A 26,312-nucleotide genomic window follows, 5' to 3' on the forward strand; every position below is an offset into this window, starting at 1 on the left:
AATGAGGTATGAAAAAATATAAAGGCATTATTACAACCATAGGAATTGTACTATTGGTGCTGGCTATCTGGTATTTCTTTATCAGAAAGAAAAAAGAACCTATTGCCTTCGATATCATAAAACCGGAATATGGGCATATATTCACTTCCGTTACTGCTACTGGTACCATACAACCGGTGGATACGGTAGCTGTAGGTGCCCAGGTATCCGGTACCATCAAATATATTTACGTAGATTTTAATAAAACAGTAAAAAAGGGCGAACTACTGGCCGAATTGGATAAAGACCTCTTCCAGGCTTCGGTAGACCAGATTCGGGCCGACCTGTTGGTGGCGCAAACCAACCTGATATACAACCAGAATAATTTTCAGCGCCAGGAGCTGTTATATAAAACCGGGGCTATCAGCAAAGCAGACTATGATGTAGCTACTAATAATGTTGGGCAGGCAAAAGCCAATGTAGCCAGTGAAGCCGCCCAATTGAAATCAGCTTTGAAAAATTTCTCCTTTACAGAAATATATTCTCCTACAGATGGTGTTGTGCTCAACAGAAACGTAAGCGTAGGGCAAACTGTGGCCTCAAGCTTTAATACACCTACTTTGTTTGTAATTGCCAAGGATATTACCAAAATGCAGGTGCAAGCCAGTGTAGATGAAGCGGATATTGGTAATGTGAAAGATTCGCAACGTGTAACCTTTACCGTAGATGCATATCTTGAAGATGTATTTGAAGGTAAGGTACAGGAGATCAGGCTGGAGCCCTCCGTTTCCTCCAATGTGGTAACGTATAATACCATCATCAATGCTTCTAACAACGATTTGAAGCTGAAGCCAGGTATGACTGCAAATGTCACCATCTATACCGCAGAAAAAGACAATGTGCTCCTGTTACCGGTAAAAGCGCTCAAGTTTATACCGGATTCCAATCTGTTGAAGGATTATATTATTAAGCCAGCTGTAAGGAGAAATCAGGGAGAAAGAAGGGATACTACCAGTGCCGGCAATAAATTTAGGACCGGCACGCGGGTGGGTTCTTCCAACTATGTATGGTTGCTTAAAGGTGATAGCCTTATACAGCGGCATATCAGAACCGGGTTGAATGACAATACGCATATAGAAGTGCTATCCGGACTGGATTCCAGCGATGTAGTAATACAGGGGATGGGCAAAACTGGCGCTGTTATCGCTGTAGGGGGCACCAGTAGTCCGTTTTTACCAAAAATGGGAGGAGGGCGCAGAAGATGATCACCAACAAAAAAATATTGGAGTTAAAGCAGATCAAACGTGATTTTGTGATGGGCACGGAAATAGTACGCGCCCTCAAAGGTGTTTCCTTTGACGTGTATGCAGGTGAGTTTATTACCATTATGGGAAGCAGCGGTTCGGGTAAAACCACCTTGTTGAATATTCTGGGTTGCCTCGACAAACCTACTTCCGGCGATTACCTGCTAGATGGCGTGAATGTGAGTAAGATGAGCCGCAACGAATTGGCCAGGCTGCGTAATAACAAGATCGGGTTTGTATTCCAGTCGTATAACCTGCTGCCCCGTACCTCTGCATTGGAAAATGTAGAACTGCCACTGTTTTACAATGCTAAATATAATGCGCACGAGCGCAAAGAAAGGTCTATGAATGCGTTGCGGGAAGTAAAACTGGAAGGCAGGGAAGGGCACGCGCCTAATCAGCTTTCCGGCGGACAGCAACAAAGGGTAGCCATTGCCAGGGCGCTGGTGAACCAGCCAGTGATGATCCTTGCCGATGAGGCTACTGGTAACCTGGATACCCGTACTTCTTATGAGATTATGGCCCTGATGCAGGACCTGAACCAACAGGAAGGTAAAACGATCGTATTTGTGACCCATGAACCGGACATTGCTGCTTTCAGCAACAGAACAGTGATGTTGAGAGATGGAAAGGTGGTAAGGGATACTATAAATGAAAACGTGCGTTCGGCCAGGGAAGTGCTGGCAGCACTGCCTCCGGCAGACGATTATTAATTGATTGGCCATGAGCATTATTAATTTCATTGTATTGGCATTGAGGGCCCTGCAGCGTAACAAACTGCGGGCATTTCTTACGATGCTGGGTATTATCATCGGGGTAGCAGCCGTGATAGCCATGGTGGCAATTGGGCAAGGTTCCAAAGAAAGTATCCAATCGCAGCTGAGCAGCATGGGATCTAATATGATCACCATTTTGCCCAGTAGTAATGTATCCGGGGGCGTAAGGATAGGGGGCGACACCTATCAGTCGCTTACTATTGCAGACGTTATTGCGATCCAAAGGAATGCGGAATATATCAGTGCAGTATCGCCGGTAGCATCTACCCGGGGCCAGGCCATTTACGGTGCGCTGAACTGGCCTACCACTTTGCAGGGCGTAGCGCCCTCTTATTTCGACATCCGGAAATTAACGGTAGATCAGGGCGTCAGCTTCTCTGATGCAGATGTAGCTACTGCCGCCAAAGTTTGCTTGCTGGGGCAAACCGTGATCACCAACCTCTTTCCTAGCGGTGAAAGCCCTGTAGGTAAAGTGATAAGGCTTAATTCCATTCCCCTGCAGGTAATTGGTACACTGGCACCTAAAGGCCAAAGCTCTTTCGGGCAAGACCAAGACGATATCATCATCTGCCCATATACCACCGTACAAAAACGTATACTGGCCACTATCTATTTCCAGAGTATCTATGCTTCTGCTATTAGCGAAAAAGCATCTGATGCAGCGACTAACGAGATTACTGATATCCTGCGCACCTCTCACCGCCTGAGACCCGCAGATGAAAATAATTTTCAGGTGAGAACGATGGAAGAGCTCATCAAAACCCTCAGTTCTACTACCAACCTGCTTACTATCCTGCTTACAGCTATTGCCGGCATTTCTCTGATCATTGGCGGTATAGGCATCATGAACATCATGTATGTATCGGTAACAGAGCGTACCAAGGAAATTGGCCTGCGCATGTCTATTGGCGCGAGGGGGATGGATATTTTACTGCAGTTCCTGGTGGAAGCCATTATCATTAGCATTACTGGCGGTATTATCGGCGTGATCCTGGGGGTTACCTCCGCCAAATTGATCACCATCTTTTTAGGATGGCCTACCCTGGTATCCCAGTCTTCTATCATATTGTCTTTTGTGGTATGTGCCTTTACGGGCGTGTTTTTCGGGTATTACCCTGCCCAGAAGGCTTCCCGTCTCGACCCTATAGAAGCTTTGCGCTATGAGTAAGCCAGAACGGGCTTAAAGATTGCAATCGCATAGGATAGCTATGCCCGCCTCCACCCATTTTAGGAAATAGCTTTCTTTTTCAAATTGTATGAGGTTCAGTGGCCGCCCGGTAAAATCTTCTATAGGAAAGCCGTTGGCGTGGGTTTCTACTGCCTTGCGGGTAGCTATTTCCTGTTCACGGCTATGGGGTCCGAGTATTGTCCTGAACTCAAAAACAACGCTGTCGGAAGTGTCATTGGCGTGTATCACCAATACTATAAACTCATATTCACCGAACCGTTGCAGAGACGTAATCTTTTGTGTATTTATTTTATAGCAGGTGCCCGGTTGAATGCGCATAAGAACTGAATTTAATATACGGAACAAATACTATCCGGTAAACATGTAATTATCATCAAACAGGCCCTGTTACCCGGTAAAAAAGGCAACTAAAAAGCCGGCCAGGAAATCCTGCCGGCCACCGTATAACAGCAAGAAATTAGTCTTTCTTTTTATTATGTATCTGTGATGCTTTCAGATATACTTTTTTACCTTTTTCGTTTACAATAAATTTCCGGTCTTTTTTATCAATGTATACGGTTTCTCCGTTAGGGCCTTCTTTGCCTTTGTATACTTTATCTGTAAGGGTTGATGTACCCTTTACTGCAATGGAGGCGGTTTTATTACCTACTTTTTTAGCGGCATTGTCGATGCCTTGGGCAGCAACGTGCTGGGCAGATAAGGTAACAACTGCGCCAATAAAGATAGCCAGTAACAATCCTGCGATGTGTTTTGGAGTTTTCATGTTAAGATATTTATGGTTTGAGAAATGATTATCTGTGATAGCGTATTTTCAACAATAATGCCATTTCAATTGTTTGCTGACAGGCATAATTTTATAAATATGCTTTTTTGTTACGTTTGAGGAATAGCCCAGGTTTTTCCCCAAGAAGGATCGTATTTATTTCGTATATTGAGTGTCAACCAATACCTACGAAATCTTTGGATAAAGGTCTGTATCTATCTGTTCCTACACCTTGTAAGGAGAACCGGAATAATATGACCCGCATAGCGGAAGGTATTGTAGAATTGTAATAAAACTGTAGTAAACTTCTCCTTATTATCGGATGCTGCCATCTATGCGTTATCAAAAATAACCATGGAGATATTGTGGCAGATTCTGCGGATCAGTTGTGCCGGAAAGTACCGGTGTCTGCTGTTCCCGGATAGCATTATGCCTTACTGGGCTGCTTAATTTACCGTCTTTCACCGTATATACGTCGATGTTATCGATGAGAGAAACGGTTGCATGCCGCAAGGCTTACCAACGATGACCTGTTTGGCTTGCATGTTGGCGAGGCTTTGCTGTTGGCTGCTTTGGGAACGGTAGGGTAATTATTCAAAGTAGCATTACTGTAGGGGAAGCCCTTACACTTGCGGCGGCACTTCCTTATCTCTGAACGGCTTTACTGAACGAGTAGCCACCACCTTTAACCTGAGCCTGCGTAGCTTGCCTTGCAGCGTAAGTTGAAAGAAGAAGGGGGGAAATACCAGAATATCGCCTGTTCATTGGCGATTTACTATATTTCTTCCGGTAATTATCCTTTAAAAGATATTTCCTGGATGTTGGGCTATAATGAGTTGAGTGCTTTTACCAGGGCTTTTAATCGGTGGACAGGCAGTACACCGGTGCATTATCAATCATTGTAGTTCAGGAAGGTATCTTTATGTACAATCCCCCATTTCTTTACAAAAATGTAATCTCCTTTTTCCAGGGCGTTCAGGTAATCTTCCAGCCAGGCTTCGAGGGAAGATGCTACAATAGCGCGGTGGCTGTCGTCGTGCCACAGTGTAATGATCTGGCCATGGTTGCCTTCAAGGGCAGGGTCCAGGTCTATACAAAGATGGTTGCCAAATCCGTCGCTGGTAATAGGTATCCATAAAGGGTTCCACCAGTCGTTTTTAATGCCGGTATCTGGAGCGGATAGGATAGGACTGTCCTGCCAGGTAAAGGTGCCGGCATCCAGGAGGTCTTTCCAGTGATACCACTGCAAAATGATATCATCTATTGCCAGTAACTGGTCGGCATCTACCAAGCCCGTTTTACTTTTTTGTTGTCCGTTGTGTATGGCGTAAAATGCTTTGAAGGAGGTTGGCAGGTCCGTGCCAATAAGCTTTTCAAGAGATTCTACTGCTTCAGGTGTAGCGCCGGGTTGAAGAAGGTAAAGCAACTTGGGGGCATGTTGCTTCATCCAATTCTCCCACCTGATCCAATATTGCTGCATATGGTATGGGTTTTAACGACTATAAAGATGTAAAATTTTATCTGAAAGTTTATTCATTGCCACTGCATGTTTTTTATAAGCTAATTATCAATATTTTTGTAAGGCTTAAAAGCGTACAACATCATTAAAAAACAACTCCTTTATGGCACAGTTACCTAAATTCCTGATCGCTGATGATCCGGTTACAGATCCGGAAAATGAATATATTTTTCATACCGAAAAACCCCGCTTCTTTGCCAAACGTGTAGAAGAAGATGAAGAAACTGCCTATATCGATATCGTATATGAAATCGATAACGTAGAAGAGTTCTTTAAGAACGATCCGGAAAAGAAACTGGAACTGTTGGAACAACTGGAAGATTGGTATTACTCTTACATGGAATGGCTGGAAGACGACGGTGAAGAAGAGGACGAAGAAGAAGAGGAATAGTAACAGGCAAAAATGAATTGAATGGCTGTATCGCAACGCGATACGGCCATTTTTTATCAGGAACAGGTCAGCTGTTGTTCCCCTACCCGCATGCTGCTGTATTGTAAGCGGGTTTCTACCAGCTTCAATTTGCTAAGATTGTACAAGCAAAATGCCGGCCCAACCTTAGATCGTTGTAATATAAAATTTCAACAAATGAAAAATAACGCTATCGTATTTTTGCTGCTTCGTTTGTCGCTGGCCGCCAGTATGTTTGGGCATGGGTTGGTAAGGCTCCCCAAGCTTCAGGGCTTCAGTGCCTGGATGGTAAAGAGCTTCGATAAATCCATGTTGCCTTCCGGGTTGGTAACTCCTTTCAGCTATGCTCTACCCATTGCAGAATTTATTATTGGCTTATTGCTGTTGTTGGGCCTATTTACCAGGGTATCGTTGATAGCCGGCGGTATAGTAATGGTAATGCTCATATTTGGTACTGCCATGATAGAAAACTGGGAAGCTATTCCATCCCAGCTGATCCATGCGGCATTTTTCGGGCTCTTACTCGCTTTTATTCAGCATAACATTATCTCCGTTGATCATATCAGGAAATAGCCTGCGCATTTAAAAGCTTACGTTCGGTACAGCCACTTTTATTATTTTACAGGATTATGAACGTATTTAAGATACATCCTGATGGTTGGGTAGTGCTCAGAAGGCAGGTATACCGGCGTATAGTGATGACGACCCTATTGACCATTGCAGTGGTAGTAGCTATCTATTATAGGCAGATCCGGCAAGGAGATCATTATTCCATCGGTATCTGCGTATTAATTGTGCTAATGCAGGTAGGCCGGTTAACCTATATTCATCTGCGTAAACAACGTGGCTTATTTGAGAGCTTTACAGTGGAAATAACAGCAGATGGAATTACCCGCATCCAGGAAGCTACCCAGGATCTCTCCCTGAGCCATCTGGAAATTACGAGTATCAGTAAATCCCGTAACGGAGATATTACCGTAAAGGGGATGGAGAACCAGGATCTAATACTAATACCTCCTATTATGGAACGCCAGGAAGAAATGGAACAGTTACTGTCTGGGTTTAAACCTTTTTCAACCACCGCAGAATCCCCCTGGCAACCCTATATACAATGGATATTCCCTTTGCTGATGGTGTTGCTGTTAATGGGGAACAATCCCGACCGCTACAGACAGCAGGCATGGGTATTGTTGGTAGTAGCCCTCACGCTGGCTGTAATGATGTTGTATAATATGCACATCGTGGATCTCGGTTTTTTAAAGACCTTACTGCCAATACCGTAATAAGCAAACAGGTATATCACTTGCCGGAAGATATTGCACAAAGCACTAAGAAGCCCTTCTCAAAATATAGGTATAGATGGCGACATGGCCTGAGCCGCGAACAAGTTTCGACTCATCATTGTTAAAAATCAAGATTATGAATAGACTGAATAATACAGCAATAGGCTATCCTGCGCCCGCCGTATAGGCAAATGAGTATAGTAGCCGGTCCGGAACAATAACGCCGTTCGATAAGGTCTTTTTTCTTTGTTCCACATAGCATTTGCTGATAAATGTCAGTGCGTGATTTTTTTACGTATAATCGTTGTAGTTATGAATACAGATCAACTGACCAATGAAGCTGTAAGGCAAGCTATTACCGCCTTACAGACAGGAGACGATGAACGCTGGTTTGCTTTGTTCACTGAAAATCCGGAGTTGTATGATGAGGAAGATAAGATGGAATTCCGGCCTTTTTTTGAACATGCTCTGGGGCATGAAAGGTTTATCAGTATCGATAAAGTAGAGAATGATGGACGGGATATATATGGATATTTCCATAGCGATCAATGGGGGGATTTTAAGACATATTTTAAGTTTTATTTCAATGCCGCCGGAAAAATAAAGCGTCTTGATATAGGACAGGCGGATTATTAGCAGCTACTCAGTTCAACTACTTTTTAGTTGTTAGGCAAGTGGCCTATTATTTTATCTAAATTGGATTGTTTATTGCATTTATTTTCCTGATCATTTGGCGATATCATTCAGACGCCCGGTTTTTGATCTACAAAAACCGGGCGTCTGAAAAATTTTCAAGAAGTTGTTCTATTTCATCTCTTTTTTTTCCTTTCAGTCTTCAATTCTTCTATTTCTTTTTGTTGTTGGATCAAGTATAAGGTTAACTCTTCTACTTTTTGCAGGAGTTGTTTATTTATTTCACCGAGGTCTACACCGTTTTGCTGTACTTCTTCTTCTGAAGGAATACCTTCCAGGTGTTTATGGGCCGCTATATAATCTGCTACTTCCGGTAAAGAAGGGAGCTGGTAACCGGGTTTAAATACAAAATCAGCCCATCCGGTGGTGGTTACTTTTATTCTTTTGGCAGTAACTGTGCCGGCTACGGAAAGGGTCGATTGAGGGGCAGCGGTACCGATGCCCACATTACCTGTAGTAGATTGGATATATAAACGGTCTGGCGCGCCCGCATAAACAGTGAGATCATTGGAGGCATTGGTTTTGAGTGCAACGTGTTCGCCTGTACCGTCTGGGCTTTGCCAGCCAATATACTTGTTGTTTGGAAGGGAAAGTTGATTGGCGGGGTTGGTGATGCCCAGGCCAACATTTCCACCAAACAATATATTGATGGCTCCCGACGCTGGCGCCACCGGTCCGTTACCTCCAATAGACATCAGGCTTATGCCGGGAGTGCTAACCCAGAAGCTATTACCGATATCATATTGAAATCTTATGCCATTGTTGTTACCTAATAAAAAAATATTCCTATTGGTTATATTCCCGAGTTCAGTAACGTCTTGTAAATTTTGTTGCCCGTATGAATTTAGTGCGGCAAGTGTAAGGGCTAAAAAAGAGATTTTTTTAAAAATTGGCAGAAACATAGGTGTTAAATTTTATTATAAGATAAAAGTAGCTCGTTTTTTATTTACTGGGTTGGGTTACCTGTTTATTTTTGCACTTGAAAACGTTTGTCCGGTGAGTAAGGTTTTTGGGTAAACAACTGCTTCATTCCTTTTCACCATCCTTTTCTTTGAAACATCCCTCCAGTGATGAAAAGCGCCCAACCTTAGTACAACTAAGATTGGGCGAATTACTGATTTAGTAGCCTCAACAGGGATCGAACCTGTATCTAAAGTTTAGGAAACTTCTATTCTATCCATTGAACTATGAGGCCATCAGATCCGGAGATCGGGTGGCAAAAGTAAGGCAATTAAATTAAAATTTAAAGACTTTCTATATCTACTTTTCCATTAGCTGGAGCATAGATGCCGTCGATCTCCTTTTTGAATTTTTCCAGGATCACTTTACGCTTGGCTTTCAGGGTAGGCGTAAGCTCTCCGCCGTCTACCGTCCATTCGTGGGGAAGCAGTACGAATTTCTTTACCTGTTCAATGTGGCTGAAAAACTGGTTGTATTTGTCTACGGCTTGTTTGTAGAGCTCCAATACTTCCGGATGGGCAATCAGTGCTTCGTTGGAGCCTGCATTGATGCCTTTTTTCTGAGCCCAGTTCTGCAGATTAGTAAAAGAGGGAACAATGAGGGCTGCTGTAAATTTGCGGTCTTCCCCAACTACCATGATCTGTTCTATATAAGGGGATTCCTTGAACTTATTTTCTATGGGTTGTGGTGCTACAAATTTGCCGCCGGAGGTTTTAAAAAGTTCTTTTTTGCGGTCGGTGATCTTCAAAAACTTGTTATCCACCAGTATTCCGATATCCCCCGTATGGAACCAGCCGTCCTTTATAGCATCAGCGGTAAGGTCTGGGCGTTTGTAGTAGCCAATGGTAATGTTAGGGCCTTTGCAAAGTATTTCTCCATCGTCTGCAATTTTTATCTGTACATCACTGATCACCGGGCCAACGGTGCCGAACATACGGTCTGTTACATTATAGCGATTTACGCTGATAACAGGAGAGGTTTCAGTGAGTCCATAGCCTTCCATAATAGGAATGCCGCCGGCAGTGAATATTTTGAGCAGCCGTACCTGGCAGGCGGCAGCGCCACTTACGATGGCTTGTATATTTCCACCCAGGGCAGCCCGCCATTTGCTGAACACCAGTTTGTTGGCTAGTTTTAGCTGCAGGTTGTACCAGGTGCCCTGGTTTTTATTGATCTCATACTGTTTGCCGATATTTACTGCCCAGAAGAACAAGGCCCGTTTAATGCCTTTTAATTCCAGGCCGGTAGCTATAATGCGCTCATATACCTTTTCCAGTAGCCGCGGTACGGTAGTAAAGATGGTAGGTTTTACTTCCTTCAGATTGTCGCCGATAGTGTCTATACTTTCTGCATAGTAGATAGGTACGCCTGCTGAGAGGTACAGGTAGGTGACCATTCTTTCAAAAATATGGTTCAGGGGTAGGAAGCTAAGGGCTTTTGCATCGCTGTTTACCGGTAGGTAAGGCTTACAGGTCAGTACATTGCTCACCACATTGTGGTGGCTCAGCATTACGCCTTTGGGGGTGCCAGTGGTACCAGAGGTATAGATGATAGTCACCAGTTCTTCTGGCGAAATATCTTCTTTTATTTTGTTGATCCAGGCAAAGTTTGTTTCGTCGGCCAGTTCCAACACTTCCTTCCAATGTCGGGCGCCTTCTACTTTATTGAAAGTAAAGATTTCACGGATGGTGGGAAATTTATCCCGCATGGCGGTTACTTTATCCAACAGCTCTTTATCGCTTACAAAAAGAATGCGTGCTTCCGAATCATTGAGTACATAAGCCAGTTCGTGTTCGCTGATAGTGGGATAGATGGGGGTAAGTACGGCTCCCAACTGTTGACAGGCGAGGTCCGTTAGTAGCCATTCTGGTCTGTTTGGCGAAATAATGGCTATTTTATCTTTTTCTTCATTGTTCTTAACACCCGCTCTGATGCCCAATTTGAGTAAGCCGGAGCTGAATTTGAGGGTAATATCCGCTACTTCTTTCGTACTGTACTTTCTCCATTGCCCATTTTCTTTACCGGCTAACATATCTTCTTTGGGAAAGTTAGCTAATTGGTAAGCAATCACATCAAATAGTCGTTGAGGTTGGTCCATCATACTGCTGTAGTTTTGTTTGGCTCAAATATGTTGCTGTTCTTTCAGCGCATCGTTGAAACGGTCTTTATGCCAGGCATTGAAATACTGATACGCCAATGCAGTTCCCCACCCCAGTGCCAGCCATGCAGGCCATAGTGTATTTTTTATTTTATCACTGTCTGTCAGAAACCAAACAGCCCATAACCCCATATTAACAACGAGATATATGATAAGATGTGACTTAAATCCAGCCCTGGTTTTAGTTTTGTGCCATAACTGGTCATCTCTTTCCCGTCCAGTTTCCATTGAAGTCGGTTTTATGTCGTGGGTTTACTAAATTTAAAATATTTTATTGGCTTCACGTAGAAAAAAAATGGAGCAGGCTGGAGCTAACGGTTAGCCTGGATATTAAAGACGATATTTACCTGCGAACTGATCAGTTTGTCTTGCAGGGATTTATCTGCCCGGTATGTCATACCCCACTGGGTACGGTCTATGTTGAAGTTAGCTATTGCGTTGATACTATTGTGGTTAAACGTTATTTTGGCAGGAAAGGAAATGTTTTTGGTAACAGCTTTTAATGTTAAATTACCTTTTATGATATGTGTAGCATCTTTTAACGTAAGTTCATCTCCTATAGATGGATGAAAGGGGGTTATACTGGTGATTTCAAAAGTAGCAGCGGGATATTTTTTTACATCAAAGAACATTGGTCCTTTCAGTTCGTTTTCCAGCTTACGTTTCATGGTAGTGTCCGTTACCAGGTCTATATCCTCAAGACTATTCATACTTATAGTGAATTGACCGCCAGTGATCACACTGTCTTGCAGATACACTGCCCCGCCAGCCAGTTTCAGGGTGCCCTGATGCTTGCCGGTAGGCTTGGTGCCTATCCATTGTACTTCGCTGGCGGTAATATCAACCAGATAAGCGTTTCCTTTGCCTGGTTGCACCATTTGCGCTTCTGTAATCCTGGCTTTATCGGCTTTGGGGGCCTGCTCACAGGCTACCAGTAAACTTGTTACGATGAATATGCCACATAGCAGTTTTATCATAAGTATTGATTGCTTTATATAAAACAAGTGCCCCATGTATGGGACACTTGTAAAGATATTGATTATTCTGCCAGCTCCCTGTTTCCTACCCAGATAAATCGTTTCACAATAAATTCCAGGTTGGTAAAACTGGCGTTGCCTGCCGGGTTACCGCCAGAAACATGGAAATCAGAGAAGGCTGAATGCTGATTTACCCAGATAAAGCCGGTAAAATTGAAAGACACCGGTGTAAATACGCTGTTCATTTCTTCCGTGATCTTTTCTTTGGTGTTGGCATCGTTGGTATAGGCGCCGCAGGTAATAGCGCCATACTTTGCGGCCATTTGTTTGGTCAACTGTATGGAATGATCGGTATCCCTGGTTTTGATGATCAATACAACCGGGCCGAATAGCTCTTTTTCATAGATATCGGTATCTGCGCTGGTCACTTCTACGATAGTGGGAGTAAGCACCCGGGCGTTAGAAAATTCTTCATTCACTACCGGCGCACCTTGTAGTATTACCTTACCCCCCAGTTGCGTAGCCTCTTTGGCCCGGTTAAACGTTTGCTCGTTTTGGATAGCCCCCAAGGTTCCGGCGCCCATCTTTGGATTGTTAACTAAGCTTACTACGGCATCCCTGAATAATTGCACCGTTTCGTTAAATGGCATTATGCCACCATCGCCTAACTGGATGCCATGTTCGGGGACGAAGATATTTTGTGGCGCTGTACACATCTGCCCGGAATAAAGACTTACGGAAAAAGCCAGGTTCTGCATAACGGCATCTATGTTTTTTACGCTATCCAGTATCACTGCATTAACGCCGGTTTTTTCTGTAAAAACCGTTTTACCTGGCAGTGATTCTATATAATTTCCGAATGCGCTGTTACCGGTATAGTCTATCAATTTTACAGCTGGATGTTCGCACAATTCTTTGGCGATCAAGTGTTCTGAACTGTCTGCTGCCAGCTGGCAGAGATGGGGATCATAGCCGTTGTCTTGCAAGGACTGTTGTATAATGCTAACGACAATGGCTATAGGAAGAATCGCTTTAGGATGAGGTTTTACAATTATAGGGTTGCCGGTAATAAGATCTGCATATACACCAGGTAAGGTATTCCATACCGGAAAGGTGGAACATCCTATCACTACAGCCGTACCTTTGGGAATGGGCCGGAATGTTTTATACAATTTGATGCTGGTTTTACCCATAGGTTTTTCCCAGGTGAGCTCAGGGGGATAGCGCTCCAACTCTTGGTAGCCGATGGCAATAGCTTCCAGTGCCCTGTCATTGGCATGCGGTCCCGATGCCTGAAAGCTCATCATAAAGCTTTGCCCGGTAGTGTGCATGGTAGCATTGGCAATATCAAAGAAGTAGTCTTTGATGCGCTCCAGGGTTTCTGTAAGCATACCGGCTCGCTCGGGCACAGGTACTTTGGCCCAGCTTTTACCGGCTGTTGCGGCTTTTTGCAGTAAATCGTTTACAGGAAAAACGGGATAAGTAATTCCCAGCACTTCCTGGGTATAGGGAGATACTTCTTCCCCTGTCCAGCTCGTTTCTCCACTTTGCAGTAATTGTTTGAATGGCTTGCCCAGCAGCTGCTGGTAACTCTGCAGCCCTTTTGCGTGGGCATCTTCTCCGTAAGCTTTGGGGTGCTCCGGGTATTGGGAATAGTAAGTGCGTTCCTGATTCGCTTTTACAGCGTTGTCGATAACGTTTTGGTGTTTGGTAGCGAGCATATTCAGAATTTGAGATATACAATTTACGGATTTAGTCGTTTAGTTGCTACAGCAACTAAACGACTAAATTACTCAAGCCCTGAATTACTGAATGCTTAGTAGCCCGGATTTATCAGCGTAAACTTACCATCGTTGTAATACTCGTCCGGCCTGGGTTTCAACGGGTAATTACGTTGAAATTTTTGGAAAGCATCATAATCCTGTTTATGTAACCCTACCCAGGCTTTGTAGCCGGCCTGGTTGGCCGCTGGCCCAAACAGCCATTGGTTATAGGATTCAAACATGCCCTCTCTTAGCAAATTGCGCTGAAAATCGAAGAGGGCATAGGGGTATTTAATATCATAAAAATTGAACCAATCCAGTAGGAACCGGGTACGCACCATTACCAAAGCATCGGGGTCTATTCCTCCGGTAACTACGCTGATCTGCTTACTCATGCAGGCTTTATAGGCTTCTACAAAGTTGTTGCCGCCTCGTTTGCTCTTTTTGTCTTCTGTAATAGCACTTTCAAACAGGGATGGGTCATTGAATAATTTTTTGTAAGATTCCAGCACAATATTCCTGATTTCTGCTGTGCGTGTGGTAAAACTTTCCATATTCATGAAAGTTTCTCCATACAAAATACACCACAGGGGATTGTTGCTGTAATCGTAAGTTTTTACGGCATTATAATAGTTGCCGGGAAAACCAGGATCTTCTTCAATTCCTTTGAGCCAGCTGTGCAAGGCGCCGTCGTACATTTTAAAGCTCATCAGCAGGTTACCATTGTCGTTGTACAACTCACCGGCTTCCGGAAATTTTTTCAAGGCACGTTCGTACATCCGCTGGGCAGTTTTCCATTCTTCCCTTCCCACATAGATGTTTCCGGCGATCTGAAATACTTGTACATCTGCTTCCCGGCTGCTCAGTAACGGTTCTATTACATTTTTGGCTTTTACCAGATCTCCTTTCAGGTAAAAAGTATAACCCAGTTGTTTTTTATATTCAAAGTTGTCTGGCTCTAGTTGCAGTGCCTGATTCAACACCAGAATGGCGTTGGAATAGTCGCCGCTGCGAATAAAGCCGGTGGCGGTATTATAAAGTTCTTTAGCATCCTGCGCCATGGCTGCCTGTGAAAACAGTATGCCGGCTGCCAATAAAGCTTTCAATAAAGAAGAACGTATATTCATCCTTGTCTGTCAGTTTGTTGTAAAAGTAATGAAAATGGGAGAATGTCTGGCAGAAGGAGGCGACAGGAAAATTTATTTGATTGCAGCAGGGGAGAAGGGGGATTTATCGGGGGCGGGATAGGGCTGACCAAAAAGGTAATGGTCAGCCTCTATTAAATTCATCCCCTATCAAATAAGGTGGGTAATAAGCCCGTCGCGGAGCTTGGGTTCAAACCAGGTGCTCTTGGGAGGCATTACATTACCACTGTCGGCAACGTCAAATAATTGTTGGATGGTAACAGGATACAGGGCAAAGGCTACTTTCATTTCTTCACTGTTAACTCTTTGTACCAGTGCTTCAAGGCCACGGATACCACCTACAAAATCGATGCGTTTGTCGGTCCGCTGATCTTTAATGCCCAGTAATTTATCCAATACATTGTTGGATAGGATGCTTACATCCAGGATGCCGATGGGGTCGGTAGTGTACGTGCCTTCTTTTGCTACCAACCGGTACCACAGGCCTTCCAGGTACATGCTGAATTCATGTGGCATGGAAGGCTGTTGCGGTAAGTGACCAACTTCTTCTACGGTAAAATCGTAGTCGAGGGCAGATAGCAGGGCAGCCTTGCTTAATCCGTTCAGGTCTTTTACAACGCGGTTATAGTCGAGGATCGCGAGTTGGCTGGCCGGGAATATGGTAGTAAGAAAGTAATTAACAGGGTTATCTATCGAAGTGATCATCCCGGCGGCGTCCCATTCCTTTTGCACCAAACTGGCAGAAGCGGCGCGGTGATGTCCGTCGGCGATATAGGTACAATGTACTTTTTCTGCAAATAAGGTGGTGATTTGTTGTACTACAGAGGGGGTATTTACCACCCATACCGTATGTTGGATATCATCGTCTGCCGTAAAATTATATGCTGGTGGATAATGTTCCTGCCAGTGGTCGACGAGTGCATTTATTTCCTGTACATCGTTATAAGCCAGGAATACATTCCCGGTTTGCGCCCGGGTGGCTTTAATGTGGTTAATGCGGTCCAGTTCTTTGTCGGGGCGGGTAAACTCATGTTTTTTGATGATGCCATTGTTGTAGTCGGCAATGGCCGACACGCACACCAGTCCGGTTTGCGCACGACCGTTCATCACCAGTTTATAGATGTAGTAAACGGGCTGGGCTTCAGCGAAAAGAATACCTTCTTTTATAAAGCGCTGGAGGTTTTCGGCGGCTTTATCATATACTTGCTGGCTATGGATGTCTGTACCATCCGGCAAGTCTATTTCGGCTTTGGATACATGATAATAAGAATAGGGATTACCGGCAGCAGCTGTTTTTGCTTCTTCCGAACTGAGTACATCATAAGGCCTTGCAGCTACCTGAGCTGCTAGTTCTTCTTTGGGCCTTATTCCTTTAAAGGGTCTGATAATAGCCATGGTACGTGTATGTGTATGTAAGTAAATGTAATAAAAAAGCCCTTTAAAATACAACGGAGATAAAAGCGAAATCTACATCCGCCCTTATCTCCGTTTTATCGCTTATGCCGGTAGTTGCGTTGCACCGGCAATGATTAGTTATGCTTTCTTTAAAGAGAAGTATTTCATGGCTTCCACCATTACTTCTACGCTCTCATAAGGCAGTGCATTGTACATAGATACCCTGAATCCACCGGCTAAGCGGTGCCCTTTGATACCTACAATATCTTCTTTTTTACAGAATTTTAGGAACTCTTCTTCCATTTCGGGTTTATCCATAATAAAGCAGGCGTTCATTTTACTACGGTCTTCTTTTACTACGGTGCCACGAAACAGGGGGTTATGATCAATTTCGTCGTAAAGCAATGCTGCTTTTTTATCATTGATTTTCTCAATGGCAGGGATGCCGCCTTGTTCTTTCAGCCAACGGAGGGTAAGCATGGAAATATATACTGCAAAAACAGGAGGTGTATTCAGCATAGAACCATTGTCTATATGGTTCCGGTAATCCAGGATGGATGGAATCTTGCGGGATACTTTTCCTAAAATACTTTTGCGTATGGCTACCATGGTGGTGCCTGCGGCGCCCATGTTTTTTTGTACGCTTGCATAGATCAGGGAATACTTATTAAAATCCATACTGCGGCTCATGATATCACTGCTCATGTCTGCTACCAGGGGTATGTCGGTAACAGGCGTCATCTGCCATTGTGTACCATAAATGGTATTGTTGGTGGTGATGTGCAGGTAGCTGGCCTGCGGCGGAATGGTAAACTGTTTGGGGATGTGGTTGTAATTGCTTTCTTTGGAGCTTGCCACTACGTCGACATAGCCAAACAATTTTGCTTCTTTGATGGCCTTATTGGCCCAAACGCCGGTATCTACATATGCGGCCGACTCACTACTTTCCAGCAGATTCATAGGCACCTGCATGAATTGCGTGGTAGCGCCGCCATGCAAGTAGAGTACTTCAAAGTCGTCATCAAGCTGCATCAGTTCCCTCACCAGGCTGCGCGCCTCTTCCATTACCGCAATAAACGGTTCTGTTCTGTGGCCAATTTCCAGTATAGACATCCCAGACCCCTCAAAGTCGATCAGCGCCTTACTGGCCTTGTACAACACCTCGTTGGGTAATACAGAAGGACCTGCGTTAAAATTATGCACCTTCATGTTGCGGTTCAGATTAAATTCATTTTTTGATTTTTCCACTTTGTTTGGTTTTTCTAAGGAAACGGAAAAAAAACGGCACGGGCATTTTAAAATCACTAAGGCGCGTGTGGTGTAGGACAGGTTAAAAGACGGTAATAGCAAAGATAAAATATCTTTTCTAAAAATTTAGTGTTGCTGTAAATATTTTAGCCTTACCTCGTTGCAATTACGCTGCCTCGCTGCGTGAAAATTATTCTTCTCTTACCAGTAGTTTTCCCTGCTGCCATTCCAGTTGCAACTTTTCTGCTTCCTGAATGGCGGAGGCCGGCAGCGACGTTTGTGCCAGCGTTTGTAATGAAGGCTGACCGGCATTTACCCAAGCAGTATACCAGGCCGATGCCACTGCGGTAATGGCGTTCTTCATTCTTCGCTCTACCATATCGCCCATCAACACACAGTATGCTTTCACATAGTCTTCGGCGTAAGAGCGTACCATGACGCCATTCCGCATTTCGTATGCAAACCGGCGCGCTGGCGCAAACTGTTGGCTTAACGCTTTTTCTTGCCGCAATACGGTATCAGCAGCCATTCCGCTTACCCGGATAATATCCCAGATGTACTGGCGGGTATCTGGAATATAGACCGCTCTGCCTGTCCAGTAGCTGAATGTTTGGTCGGCCAGCAACTCCGGAATCCTGGATTCCCACAAGCCATGAATGCCTTCTTGTCCGGTAAGTTGTCCGTTATGATTAGCGCAAACGTGTAAAGGCACGTGCGCGTCTGCCAAATAATGGCCTAATTCTGCGGATAGTTGTAAAATGCGATGTAGTTCTTTTTCCCGGAATGCCTGGCTAAGCCGTGCCAACATTTTTTCCAGGTGCCAGGGCAGCAGGCCGTTCTTGTTTAAACTGTCGGCGCTATATTTTGCTACTGCCTCCGCCCAACCATGTGGTATTTTTGAATAGGGCGGCTGGTCAAAAAGGTCAATGTCTATGAAATGCCGAGCCCCTTCTGCGGCTACGGCATACCGGCGTTTGTCTGGGTCTGTGGCATGTATGCTCAGGTATTCCAGGTAAGGCTTATATAGGATCAGCATTTCCGGAGGCAGGCCAAATACTGCCAACCGGTTGATCCGCTGATGGGCAAAAAATCCCCAGCCGTAAGCTAATGAACAGGAAAACAATAATGCTGTAAATAATACGGAAATACGTAGGTAGGTGTGGGTTAACATATCACTATATTTTTGGTCAACGAATATAGCGATTCCGGATTTACAGACATTAAAATCTGTAAATCCGGAGTATTAAAATCAGATATGGGTAACCCCTCCGCTTACGGCAAATTTCATGGCATCGCCGGCAGATATATTGGTGAGTGGCTTTACCCGCTCTTTAGGTACCATAAATACCTTACCGGTAATTGCATAGGCGTGGGGAACGTATACGGCCATGTGGCCTTCCAGCCCAAGACTGGTAACATCGGTTTGGGTAATGAATCCCATCTCCCATACATCTACGCCGTAGATCTGCACCAGTACCGGGTGATCAAACTTTTTCTTTTCACCCACAAATGCATCAAATACATCTTTAATGGAAGTGTAAATATATTTTATAAAAGGAGTGCGCTCCAGTAAATGGTCGAACAAATCAAAGATCCGGCCGATGATAAAAGAAGAGCTTAGATAACCCACTACAATAATCAGCAATAATACCAGTACAAATCCTACTCCCTTGTACTTTAAAAAGTTAAAGGAGGCGTCTTCCGGAAGTAATTCCCTGGGAATGATATTATCGATGGTAACAAAGGCCCAATACAAGGTAAGCGCAGTAATACCGATGGGCGCCAGAATAAGCAGTCCCTGAAAGAAGTAACGTAGCAGTCGTGATGCAAATACTTTTAATCTAAGCTTTGGCGACATGGTTCGTGATTAGATATGCAAATTAGACAATAAAGCAGAAAGCGAGTTTGAATTTTTTGTGATATTAAATGGAGCTACATATAAAAAAATATTACTGGAAACTTTGGAAGTATGCAAAGTTTCCATAGTTTTGTTTACATAGGAACCGGTTATTACGAGATCATATATGGAAGTACAGGAACGTATCATGGACACGGCCTTTAGCCTGTTCCGCCAATTTGGTACACGCGCTATTACTATGAACGATATCGCTGAAAGAATGGGCATTTCCAAGAAAACATTATATGCCCATTTCATCGATAAAGACGATATGGTGCTTCAGGCTATCAGCCGGTTCATTTATATCATTAATGAAGAAAGTATCGCAGACCGGGAAAAAGCCCGCGATGCGATAGAAGAACTGTTCCTCGTGATGGATATGATAGACCGCCGGCTCCGGAACATGAATCCCGTGATCTTACTGGATCTGCAAAAGTTCCATGCCCGCGCTTGGCAGGTATTCATTGATTATCAGAATAATACCCTCGCCGCCATGATCCGGGAGAACATGGAACGGGGTATCCGGGAGGGCGTATACCGTGCCAGCCTGGACATTAAAATATTAACACAATACCGTGTCCATGCTTGTATGATGTGTTTTCAACCAGAAGTTTTCCCTGGGAGCTATGATATGAACAAAGTGCAGAAAGTGTTGCTGGAGAATTTCTTATACGGGGTGGCCTCTTTAAAAGGATACCAGCTTATAGAAGAATATAAACATCTATCGCAAAATAAATAACACTATGCTATCAACCAAAAGGCTCACCAGCCTGGCTTTTATGGTAAGCCTGCTATCTATGGCCCCCAGGGCCGGTGCTCAGCAGCCCAATACCACAGCGCCAATCCGACTGTCTGCCCAGGAAGCAGTAGACTATGCGTTGGCCAATCAGGGAGCTGTTAAAACTGCCAAACTGGATGAGTTGATCCAGTTGGCTAAAAATAAAGAGGTAAGTGGCCTGGCCTTACCCAACGTTGCCGGTACGGGATCATATCAGTACAACCCGATCACCCAAAAACAAATGTTTAATATGAGGAACTTTGGCTTGCCTAAAGATTCCTTTACTGTAGTGTCTTTCCAACTACCACATAACCTATTGGGTGAGCTCCGGCTTACTCAAACGCTCTTTGACCCTAGCGTATTGGTGGCCTTGCAGGCACGTAAAACCCTGGAAGACCTGGTAGCGCAAAATGTTACTAAAACAGAGATCGATGTAAAAACCAATGTCTATAAGGCTTATTATAATGTGCTTTCAGCAAACAAAGCCCTAGACATCCTCTCTGAAAACCTTTATTCATTGGAACGGATACTTGGTGAAACCAAGGAGATATATCAGAACGGACTGGCAGAAAAACTGGATGTAGACCGGCTGGTAGTACAATACACCAACCTGCAAACAGAGCAAACCAAGCTCCGTAACCTGATAGAAGTGGGGACCGCCTCCCTGAAATACCAGATGGGTATGCCGTTGAAACAGCCGATCACCTTAACGGATACACTGTCTACCGCCCGCATTGTAGCTGGTGTGCTAGATATGGATAAATTTGATTATTCCCAGCGTATAGAGTATCAGCTGTTGGAAACACAGAAACGCGCCAATGAGTACGATCTGAAAAGATATAAGCTTAAAGGCTTGCCTTCCCTTCAATTATTCGGCGCTACCGGCGCGCTCCGGGGCAGCGATAAATTCGACTATCTGCAAAACCAGGTGTGGTACGGGTATATAAATACCGGCCTCAATCTCTCTGTCCCCATCTTTTCCGGCCTACAACGCAGGCGGCAGGTAGACCAGGCTTTCCTGGTGGTGAAAAAGAATGAGGTAGACTTGGAAAACCTGAAATTAGGAATAGACCTGGAAAGGGAACAGTCGGAATCTACTTTCCGCAATAACGTGCTAACCCTGGAAGCCCAGGAAAAAAATATGCAGCTCGCGCAGGACGTGTACCGGACCACCCAGATTAAATATAAGGAAGGCGTGGGTTCCAGCCTGGAAATGACCACTGCAGAAAACGACCTGCTCACCGCACAGAATAATTATTTTACGGCCCTGTTCAACGCTATTGTGGCCAAAATAGACCTCTTAAGGGCATACGGTAAACTATAGCATCATTATTATTAACACCATTTACGATTACTAATATGAACAAAAAATATTCTTTCCTTGTCCCTGTCATCACACTGATATTGGCTGCATGCGGTGGGGGCGAAAATAAAACGGCTAAGCTGCAGCAGTTGAAGCAGGAAAAAGCGAAATTCAATGAGGATATCGATAAGAAAATAGCTGCCCTCGAAAAAGAGATCGGCGCAAAAGATAGCCTGCAGAAAATGAAGGACGTAACAGTAGCGGAAATTACCGATACTTTATTCCAACATTTTATTGACGTGCAGGGTAGTGTAGATGCCCGCGAAAACGTGAACGTATCAGCCCGTGTACCCGGAGTAATCACCGCTATTTTTGTAAAAGAAGGACAACAGGTTAGCAAAGGGCAAACACTGGCCCAGGTAGATGACCAGGTGCTGCGGGCCAATATGGCTGAACTCCGTATCCAGCTGGACCTGGCCAATACCCTGTTTGAAAAGCAAAAAAATCTCTGGAGCCAGAAGATAGGTTCCGAAGTACAGTATCTTAACGCTAAAAATCAAAAAGAAAGTCTGGAAAGGAAAATGGCCACACTGGAAGACCAGTTGTCCCAAACCCATATCATTGCCCCTATCAGCGGTACGGTAGATGCCGTGATCGCCAAACTGGGAGATAATGCAGCTCCTGGTTCACCGGCTTTCCGCGTGGTAAATGCCAACAATCTGAAAGTAACGGCCAATGTTGCAGAAGCTTATGCCGGGCTTTTAAAGGCTGGCGACCAGGTGGTAATCGCTTTCCCGGATATTCACCGTGAAATTCGCAGCAATATCGGTTTTACTTCCCGGACTATTGACCCCCTGAGCCGTACCATTAAGGTTGAGGTGCCCCTGCAGCCAGATAACATGCTGCGTCCTAATATGATCGCTCATATCAGCATTGTAGATTATACCGCTAAAAACGCCTTGGTGATCCCGGTAAATGTGATCCAGTACACTTCCGGTAAACCTTTCGTGGTGATTGCTCAAAACGCCAACGGCAAAATGGTAGCCCAACGTAAAACTATTGAAATGGGCAGGACCTATAACGATCTGGCAGAAATCAAAACAGGGCTGGAAAAAGGGGATAGGATCGTGACTACTGGTTTTCAGGGACTGAACGATAACGACCTGATTAAATTATAAAGCTGGCCCAAAGCTAAATCCAAGTTGTATGCAAGACAATCTCAATAAAGAATTCAAGCCTACCAGTTGGGCCATTGATAATAAGGTAAGTATATACGTAGCCACTATTATCATTGCGTTTGCAGGTATACTTTCCTATATAAAATTACCCAAGGAACAGTTTCCGGAGGTCGTGTTCCCTCAGTTCTATATCAATACCATTAATGCCGGCACTTCTCCGGAAGATATGGAAACAACGGTGACCAAACCTATAGAGAAACAGTTGAATGGCATTTCCGGCGTTAAGAAGATCAAGAGCACTTCCATGCAGGATTTCTCTGCAATCAGTATCGAGTTTAACGCCAATGAAGATATTGAAGCCGCCCGTCAACAGGTAAGGGAGAAAGTGGACGACGCCCGGAAAGACTTGCCCCAGGACCTTACCCAGGAGCCACAGATTGTGAAGATAGACGTTTCCCAGATGCCTATTATGAATGTAAATATTTCTGGCGACTTTGACCTGCAAACCCTGAAAAAGTATGCAGACGAAATGAAAGACCGCATAGAGGCACTGAATGAAATTACCCGGGTAGATCTGGTTGGGGAGCTGGAACGTGAAATCCAGATCAATGTGGATAAATACAAAATGGATGCTGCTAAAATCAGTTTCGAAGATATTATCGGTGCTATCCAGGGAGAGAATATCACCATTTCCGGCGGTCTGGTATCAATGGATGGCCAGAAACGTACCCTGAGCATTAAAGGGGAGTATAAAGACCCTGCCCGTATCGGCAATATTATTGTGCGTGGGCAATCCGGTGCCACTGTGTACCTGAAGGATGTAGCCAACGTGGTAGACGGTTTCCTGGAGCAGGAAAGTTACGCCCGTCTCAAGGGAAAGAATGTGATCACGCTTAACGTAATTAAACAAAGCGGTAAGAACCTGATAGACGCTTCCGACAAGATACAGGCCATTGCCAAGGATATGCGGGAAAATTACTTCCCTAAAAACCTGGAAGTGACCATTACGGCCGATCAGTCTAAATCTACCCGTGTAACCCTGCATGATCTGATCAACACGATTATTATCGGGTTCCTGTTGGTCACCGTAATCCTCATGTTCTTTATGGGGGCAGTAAATGCCATTTTTGTGGCGCTATCTGTGCCTATTTCCATGTTTATTGCCTTTCTGCTTATGCCGATCTATGGCTTTACCCTGAACATGATGGTATTGTTTTCGTTCTTGCTGGCATTGGGTATTGTGGTAGATGATGCAATTGTAGTGATTGAAAATGTGCACCGTATCTATAATCAGCGGAAAGACCTGGGTATAGTGAAAGCGGCTAAAATTGCGGCGGGGGAGGTATTTTTGCCGGTGTTTTCGGGCACGCTCACCGTATTGGCGCCGTTTGTGCCTTTGTTGTTCTGGCCAGGCGTAATTGGTAAATTTATGTTTTTCCTCCCGGTAACCCTTATTACTACCCTGGGTGCCTCTCTCATAGTAGCCTATATCATCAACCCTGTTTTTGCAGTGGATTTTATGGACCGTCATGAAGATGAACATCAGCCTAAGCCCCGGTTCAACAAGAAATTCACCATCCTTTCGGGTGTATTTGCACTGGCTGCGGTGATCGGCTATGCCAACGGCAGCTTGGGAGTAGGTAATTTTGTGCTATTCGTATATGGCATAATTGTGTTGGAGCGTTTCTGGTTAGGTGGCGTGGCACGTCGCTTCCAGCATCACTTTTGGCCCAAAGTGCAGGAGCGTTATAAACTTATCCTGAAATGGTGCCTGCTTGGCTGGCGGCCGGTATGGATTGTAATAGCCACTTTTGGATTGCTGATTTTCAGTATCATGCTTACTGTTGTACGAAACCCTAAGGTGGTATTTTTCCCTGAGGCAGATCCTAACTTTATCTATACTTATATAGAACTGCCTAATGGAACAGACCAGAAATACACAGATTCCATTACGCACCTGGTAGAAAACCGTATCACTAATGTGGTGGGCGCCAACAATCCTATTGTGGAGTCTATTATCTCTAATGTGGCCAAGGGAGCCGGCGATCCTTCCCAAATGGACCTGAGCGTACAGCCACAGAAAGGCAAGGTAACGGTAGCCTTTGTAGAATTTGGCGCAAGAAAAGGACAATCTACGGTACAGTATCTGGATAAGATCCGTGAAGCCGTGAAGGGTATTCCGGGTACTAATATCACGGTAGAGCAAGAGCAGGGCGGCCCTCCAACCGGTAAGCCGGTCAATATAGAGATCTCCGGTGATAATTTTGAAGAGCTTACCAGCTCTTCGTTCAGACTTAAACGTTACCTGGATTCCTTGCAGATAGATGGTGTGGAAGAGTTGAAAAGCGATTTTGAAGCCAATAAGCCGGAAATAGTAGTGAATATAGACCGGGAAAGGGCCAATGCAGAAGGTATTTCTACCCGTCAGATCGGAGGTACGCTACGTACAGCGCTGTTTGGCTTTGAAGCTTCCAAGATCCGCGACGCAAAAGACGAGTACAAGATCATGGTAAGATTAAATGAGGATCAGCGGAATAATATCAACAACCTGATGAACCTCAACCTGGTATACCGCGATATGAATATGGGAGGCGCCATCCGGCAGGTACCATTGTCTGCAGTAGCGGATATTCACTACTCCAATACATATGCTGGAATTAAGCGCATAGATCAAAAACGTGTTATTACATTATACTCCAATGTACTCACCGGTTTTAACGCCAATGAGGTAGTGCAGCACATAGAAACTGCCTTGCAGGACTTTACCCATCCTAATTCCGTGGCGATTAAGATGACGGGTGAGCAGGAAGACCAGCAGGAAACCATGAACTTTTTGTTAGTGGCTATGCTAAGCGCTTTTGGGTTGATATTGATGATTATGGTGACCCAGTTTAACTCTATTGGCCGCCCTATGATCATCTTTATGGAAATTTTATTCAGTATAATAGGGGTATTCCTAGGCTTCTCTATCTTTAAGATGAGCATATCCATTGTTATGACTGGCGTAGGTATTATGGCGCTGGCAGGTATAGTAGTGCGCAATGGTATTGTGTTAGTAGAATTTACCGACCTATTGATCCAGCAGCAGATGCCGGTATATGACGCCGTAGTGGAAGCGGGTCGTACGCGGATGACGCCCGTGATTTTAACGGCTATTGCTGCCATTCTGGGGCTTATACCGTTGGCAGTGGGATTGAATATTGACTTTGCCGCCTTGTTCAGTGAATTTAATCCGCATATTTTCTTTGGGGGCGATAACGTTGCGTTCTGGGGGCCTTTGGCCTGGACCATGGTATTTGGGTTGGTGTTTGCCACTTTCCTGACATTGGTATTGGTGCCGGTAATGTATGCGATGAACAAACGTTCCATAGATGTGTTGGATAGGTATAATATGCCACGGTGGCTGAAATACGCTCCTTTTTTGGTATTGGTATTGAAGTTATTGCTAAACAGAGAAGAAGTGAGAAAGCTGCACGACCCGAGGTATGTTTCGCCAAAGCCATATGAATTTTTCCCGGCGCCTGTAGTGAAAGAAGAACCGGTTTTGGCGCCGCAAGTGGGGATTTCTGTCAATTAATTGTTAAATAAAGATTTT

26 protein-coding genes and 1 tRNA gene are annotated in these 26,312 nt (G+C 44.5%); 12 read left to right on the plus strand and 15 right to left on the minus strand.

Going from position 1 to position 26,312, the window contains the following annotated elements; all coding sequences use genetic code 11:
• Window positions 1-8: 8 nt before the first annotated feature.
• From ACDQ55_RS05435 to ACDQ55_RS05445, 3 genes are read left to right on the plus strand one after another with little or no spacing between them, the layout of a single operon-like run.
• Complete coding sequence (locus ACDQ55_RS05435) at window positions 9-1,244, plus strand: efflux RND transporter periplasmic adaptor subunit (protein WP_420980175.1); 1,236 nt, start codon at window positions 9-11, stop codon at window positions 1,242-1,244.
• The gene (locus ACDQ55_RS05440; protein WP_420980176.1) at window positions 1,241-1,996 is read left to right on the plus strand and encodes an ABC transporter ATP-binding protein; all 756 of its coding nucleotides are present in this window, start codon (window positions 1,241-1,243) and stop codon (window positions 1,994-1,996) included. Before ACDQ55_RS05435 ends, ACDQ55_RS05440 begins: the two co-directional genes overlap by 4 nt.
• 10 nt (window positions 1,997-2,006) lie before the next feature.
• Window positions 2,007-3,227: an ABC transporter permease gene (locus ACDQ55_RS05445; RefSeq protein ID WP_420980178.1), complete on the plus strand. Its 1,221-nt coding sequence runs from the start codon at window positions 2,007-2,009 to the stop codon at window positions 3,225-3,227.
• A gap of 12 nt (window positions 3,228-3,239) precedes the next feature.
• On the opposite strand, the gene ACDQ55_RS05450 is transcribed toward ACDQ55_RS05445, so the two are convergent.
• The 3 genes from ACDQ55_RS05450 to ACDQ55_RS05460 form a co-directional block, all read right to left on the minus strand.
• Window positions 3,240-3,566: a hypothetical protein gene (locus ACDQ55_RS05450; protein ID WP_420980180.1), complete on the minus strand. Its 327-nt coding sequence runs from the start codon at window positions 3,564-3,566 to the stop codon at window positions 3,240-3,242.
• 139 nt (window positions 3,567-3,705) lie between these two features.
• Window positions 3,706-4,011 (minus strand): hypothetical protein, encoded by a 306-nt coding sequence (locus ACDQ55_RS05455; protein ID WP_420980181.1) that lies wholly within the window; start codon window positions 4,009-4,011, stop codon window positions 3,706-3,708.
• Window positions 4,012-4,353: 342 nt separating this feature from the next.
• Window positions 4,354-4,524, minus strand: a complete 171-nt coding sequence (locus ACDQ55_RS05460; RefSeq protein ID WP_420980182.1) for a hypothetical protein — start codon at window positions 4,522-4,524, stop codon at window positions 4,354-4,356.
• A gap of 197 nt (window positions 4,525-4,721) precedes the next feature.
• On the opposite strand from ACDQ55_RS05460, the gene ACDQ55_RS05465 reads away from it, so the two are divergent.
• Window positions 4,722-4,916, plus strand: coding sequence for a helix-turn-helix domain-containing protein (locus ACDQ55_RS05465; RefSeq protein ID WP_420980183.1), 195 nt, complete (start codon window positions 4,722-4,724; stop codon window positions 4,914-4,916).
• Here ACDQ55_RS05465 and ACDQ55_RS05470 read toward each other — a convergent pair.
• A complete protein-coding gene (locus ACDQ55_RS05470) occupies window positions 4,904-5,491 on the minus strand; it encodes an SMI1/KNR4 family protein (RefSeq protein ID WP_420980184.1) in 588 nt (195 codons plus the stop codon). The two genes, ACDQ55_RS05465 and ACDQ55_RS05470, sit on opposite strands and share 13 nt — an antisense overlap.
• Window positions 5,492-5,633: 142 nt before the next feature.
• Here ACDQ55_RS05470 and ACDQ55_RS05475 point away from each other — a divergent pair, with 142 nt between their 5' ends.
• From ACDQ55_RS05475 to ACDQ55_RS05490, 4 genes are all read left to right on the plus strand, one after another.
• On the plus strand, window positions 5,634-5,921 hold the full coding sequence (locus tag ACDQ55_RS05475; protein ID WP_420980185.1) for a hypothetical protein: 288 nt from the start codon (window positions 5,634-5,636) through the stop codon (window positions 5,919-5,921).
• Between the two features lie 195 nt (window positions 5,922-6,116).
• Complete coding sequence (locus tag ACDQ55_RS05480; protein WP_420980187.1) at window positions 6,117-6,512, plus strand: DoxX family membrane protein; 396 nt, start codon at window positions 6,117-6,119, stop codon at window positions 6,510-6,512.
• Window positions 6,513-6,568: 56 nt separating this feature from the next.
• On the plus strand, window positions 6,569-7,222 hold the full coding sequence (locus tag ACDQ55_RS05485; protein ID WP_420980188.1) for a hypothetical protein: 654 nt from the start codon (window positions 6,569-6,571) through the stop codon (window positions 7,220-7,222).
• A gap of 312 nt (window positions 7,223-7,534) precedes the next feature.
• Window positions 7,535-7,858 carry a hypothetical protein gene (locus ACDQ55_RS05490; protein ID WP_420980189.1) on the plus strand — a complete coding sequence of 108 codons (324 nt, stop codon included), beginning with the start codon at window positions 7,535-7,537 and terminating at the stop codon, window positions 7,856-7,858.
• A gap of 173 nt (window positions 7,859-8,031) precedes the next feature.
• On the opposite strand, the gene ACDQ55_RS05495 is transcribed toward ACDQ55_RS05490, so the two are convergent.
• The 11 genes from ACDQ55_RS05495 to ACDQ55_RS05545 form a co-directional block, all read right to left on the minus strand.
• Entirely contained in the window at window positions 8,032-8,817 is a 786-nt protein-coding gene (locus ACDQ55_RS05495) for a hypothetical protein (protein ID WP_420980191.1), read from the minus strand.
• 221 nt (window positions 8,818-9,038) lie between these two features.
• Window positions 9,039-9,110 (minus strand) — tRNA-Arg (locus tag ACDQ55_RS05500).
• A 48-nt stretch (window positions 9,111-9,158) separates the two neighbouring features.
• Window positions 9,159-10,976, minus strand: coding sequence for an AMP-dependent synthetase/ligase (locus tag ACDQ55_RS05505; RefSeq protein WP_420980193.1), 1,818 nt, complete (start codon window positions 10,974-10,976; stop codon window positions 9,159-9,161).
• Between the two features lie 21 nt (window positions 10,977-10,997).
• A complete protein-coding gene (locus ACDQ55_RS05510) occupies window positions 10,998-11,261 on the minus strand; it encodes a 2TM domain-containing protein (protein ID WP_420980194.1) in 264 nt (87 codons plus the stop codon).
• 83 nt (window positions 11,262-11,344) lie between these two features.
• Window positions 11,345-12,010, minus strand: a complete 666-nt coding sequence (locus ACDQ55_RS05515; RefSeq protein ID WP_420980196.1) for a YceI family protein — start codon at window positions 12,008-12,010, stop codon at window positions 11,345-11,347.
• A gap of 62 nt (window positions 12,011-12,072) precedes the next feature.
• Window positions 12,073-13,731, minus strand: coding sequence for a phenylacetic acid degradation protein PaaN (gene paaN, locus ACDQ55_RS05520; RefSeq protein ID WP_420980198.1), 1,659 nt, complete (start codon window positions 13,729-13,731; stop codon window positions 12,073-12,075).
• Between the two features lie 95 nt (window positions 13,732-13,826).
• On the minus strand, window positions 13,827-14,900 hold the full coding sequence (locus ACDQ55_RS05525) for a tetratricopeptide repeat protein (RefSeq protein ID WP_420980200.1): 1,074 nt from the start codon (window positions 14,898-14,900) through the stop codon (window positions 13,827-13,829).
• 168 nt (window positions 14,901-15,068) lie between these two features.
• Window positions 15,069-16,313, minus strand: coding sequence for a DUF1015 domain-containing protein (locus ACDQ55_RS05530; RefSeq protein ID WP_420980201.1), 1,245 nt, complete (start codon window positions 16,311-16,313; stop codon window positions 15,069-15,071).
• A gap of 138 nt (window positions 16,314-16,451) precedes the next feature.
• Entirely contained in the window at window positions 16,452-17,561 is a 1,110-nt protein-coding gene (serC, locus tag ACDQ55_RS05535) for a 3-phosphoserine/phosphohydroxythreonine transaminase (RefSeq protein WP_420980202.1), read from the minus strand.
• 190 nt (window positions 17,562-17,751) lie between these two features.
• Window positions 17,752-18,732 (minus strand): zinc dependent phospholipase C family protein, encoded by a 981-nt coding sequence (locus tag ACDQ55_RS05540; protein WP_420980203.1) that lies wholly within the window; start codon window positions 18,730-18,732, stop codon window positions 17,752-17,754.
• A gap of 78 nt (window positions 18,733-18,810) precedes the next feature.
• Complete coding sequence (locus tag ACDQ55_RS05545; protein WP_420980205.1) at window positions 18,811-19,419, minus strand: DUF502 domain-containing protein; 609 nt, start codon at window positions 19,417-19,419, stop codon at window positions 18,811-18,813.
• A 166-nt stretch (window positions 19,420-19,585) separates the two neighbouring features.
• Here ACDQ55_RS05545 and ACDQ55_RS05550 point away from each other — a divergent pair, with 166 nt between their 5' ends.
• The 4 genes from ACDQ55_RS05550 to ACDQ55_RS05565 are packed head-to-tail and all read left to right on the plus strand — an operon-like array spanning window position 19,586 to window position 26,294.
• Window positions 19,586-20,197 (plus strand): TetR/AcrR family transcriptional regulator, encoded by a 612-nt coding sequence (locus tag ACDQ55_RS05550; protein WP_420980206.1) that lies wholly within the window; start codon window positions 19,586-19,588, stop codon window positions 20,195-20,197.
• Between the two features lie 4 nt (window positions 20,198-20,201).
• Window positions 20,202-21,560, plus strand: coding sequence for a TolC family protein (locus ACDQ55_RS05555; protein WP_420980207.1), 1,359 nt, complete (start codon window positions 20,202-20,204; stop codon window positions 21,558-21,560).
• 35 nt (window positions 21,561-21,595) lie between these two features.
• Window positions 21,596-22,717, plus strand: coding sequence for an efflux RND transporter periplasmic adaptor subunit (locus ACDQ55_RS05560; protein WP_420980209.1), 1,122 nt, complete (start codon window positions 21,596-21,598; stop codon window positions 22,715-22,717).
• Between the two features lie 28 nt (window positions 22,718-22,745).
• Window positions 22,746-26,294, plus strand: a complete 3,549-nt coding sequence (locus tag ACDQ55_RS05565; RefSeq protein WP_420980211.1) for an efflux RND transporter permease subunit — start codon at window positions 22,746-22,748, stop codon at window positions 26,292-26,294.
• The last annotated feature ends 18 nt before the right edge of the window (window positions 26,295-26,312 follow it).

The organism is Chitinophaga sp. 30R24, assembly GCF_049056765.1.
GTDB lineage: Bacteria > Bacteroidota > Bacteroidia > Chitinophagales > Chitinophagaceae > Chitinophaga.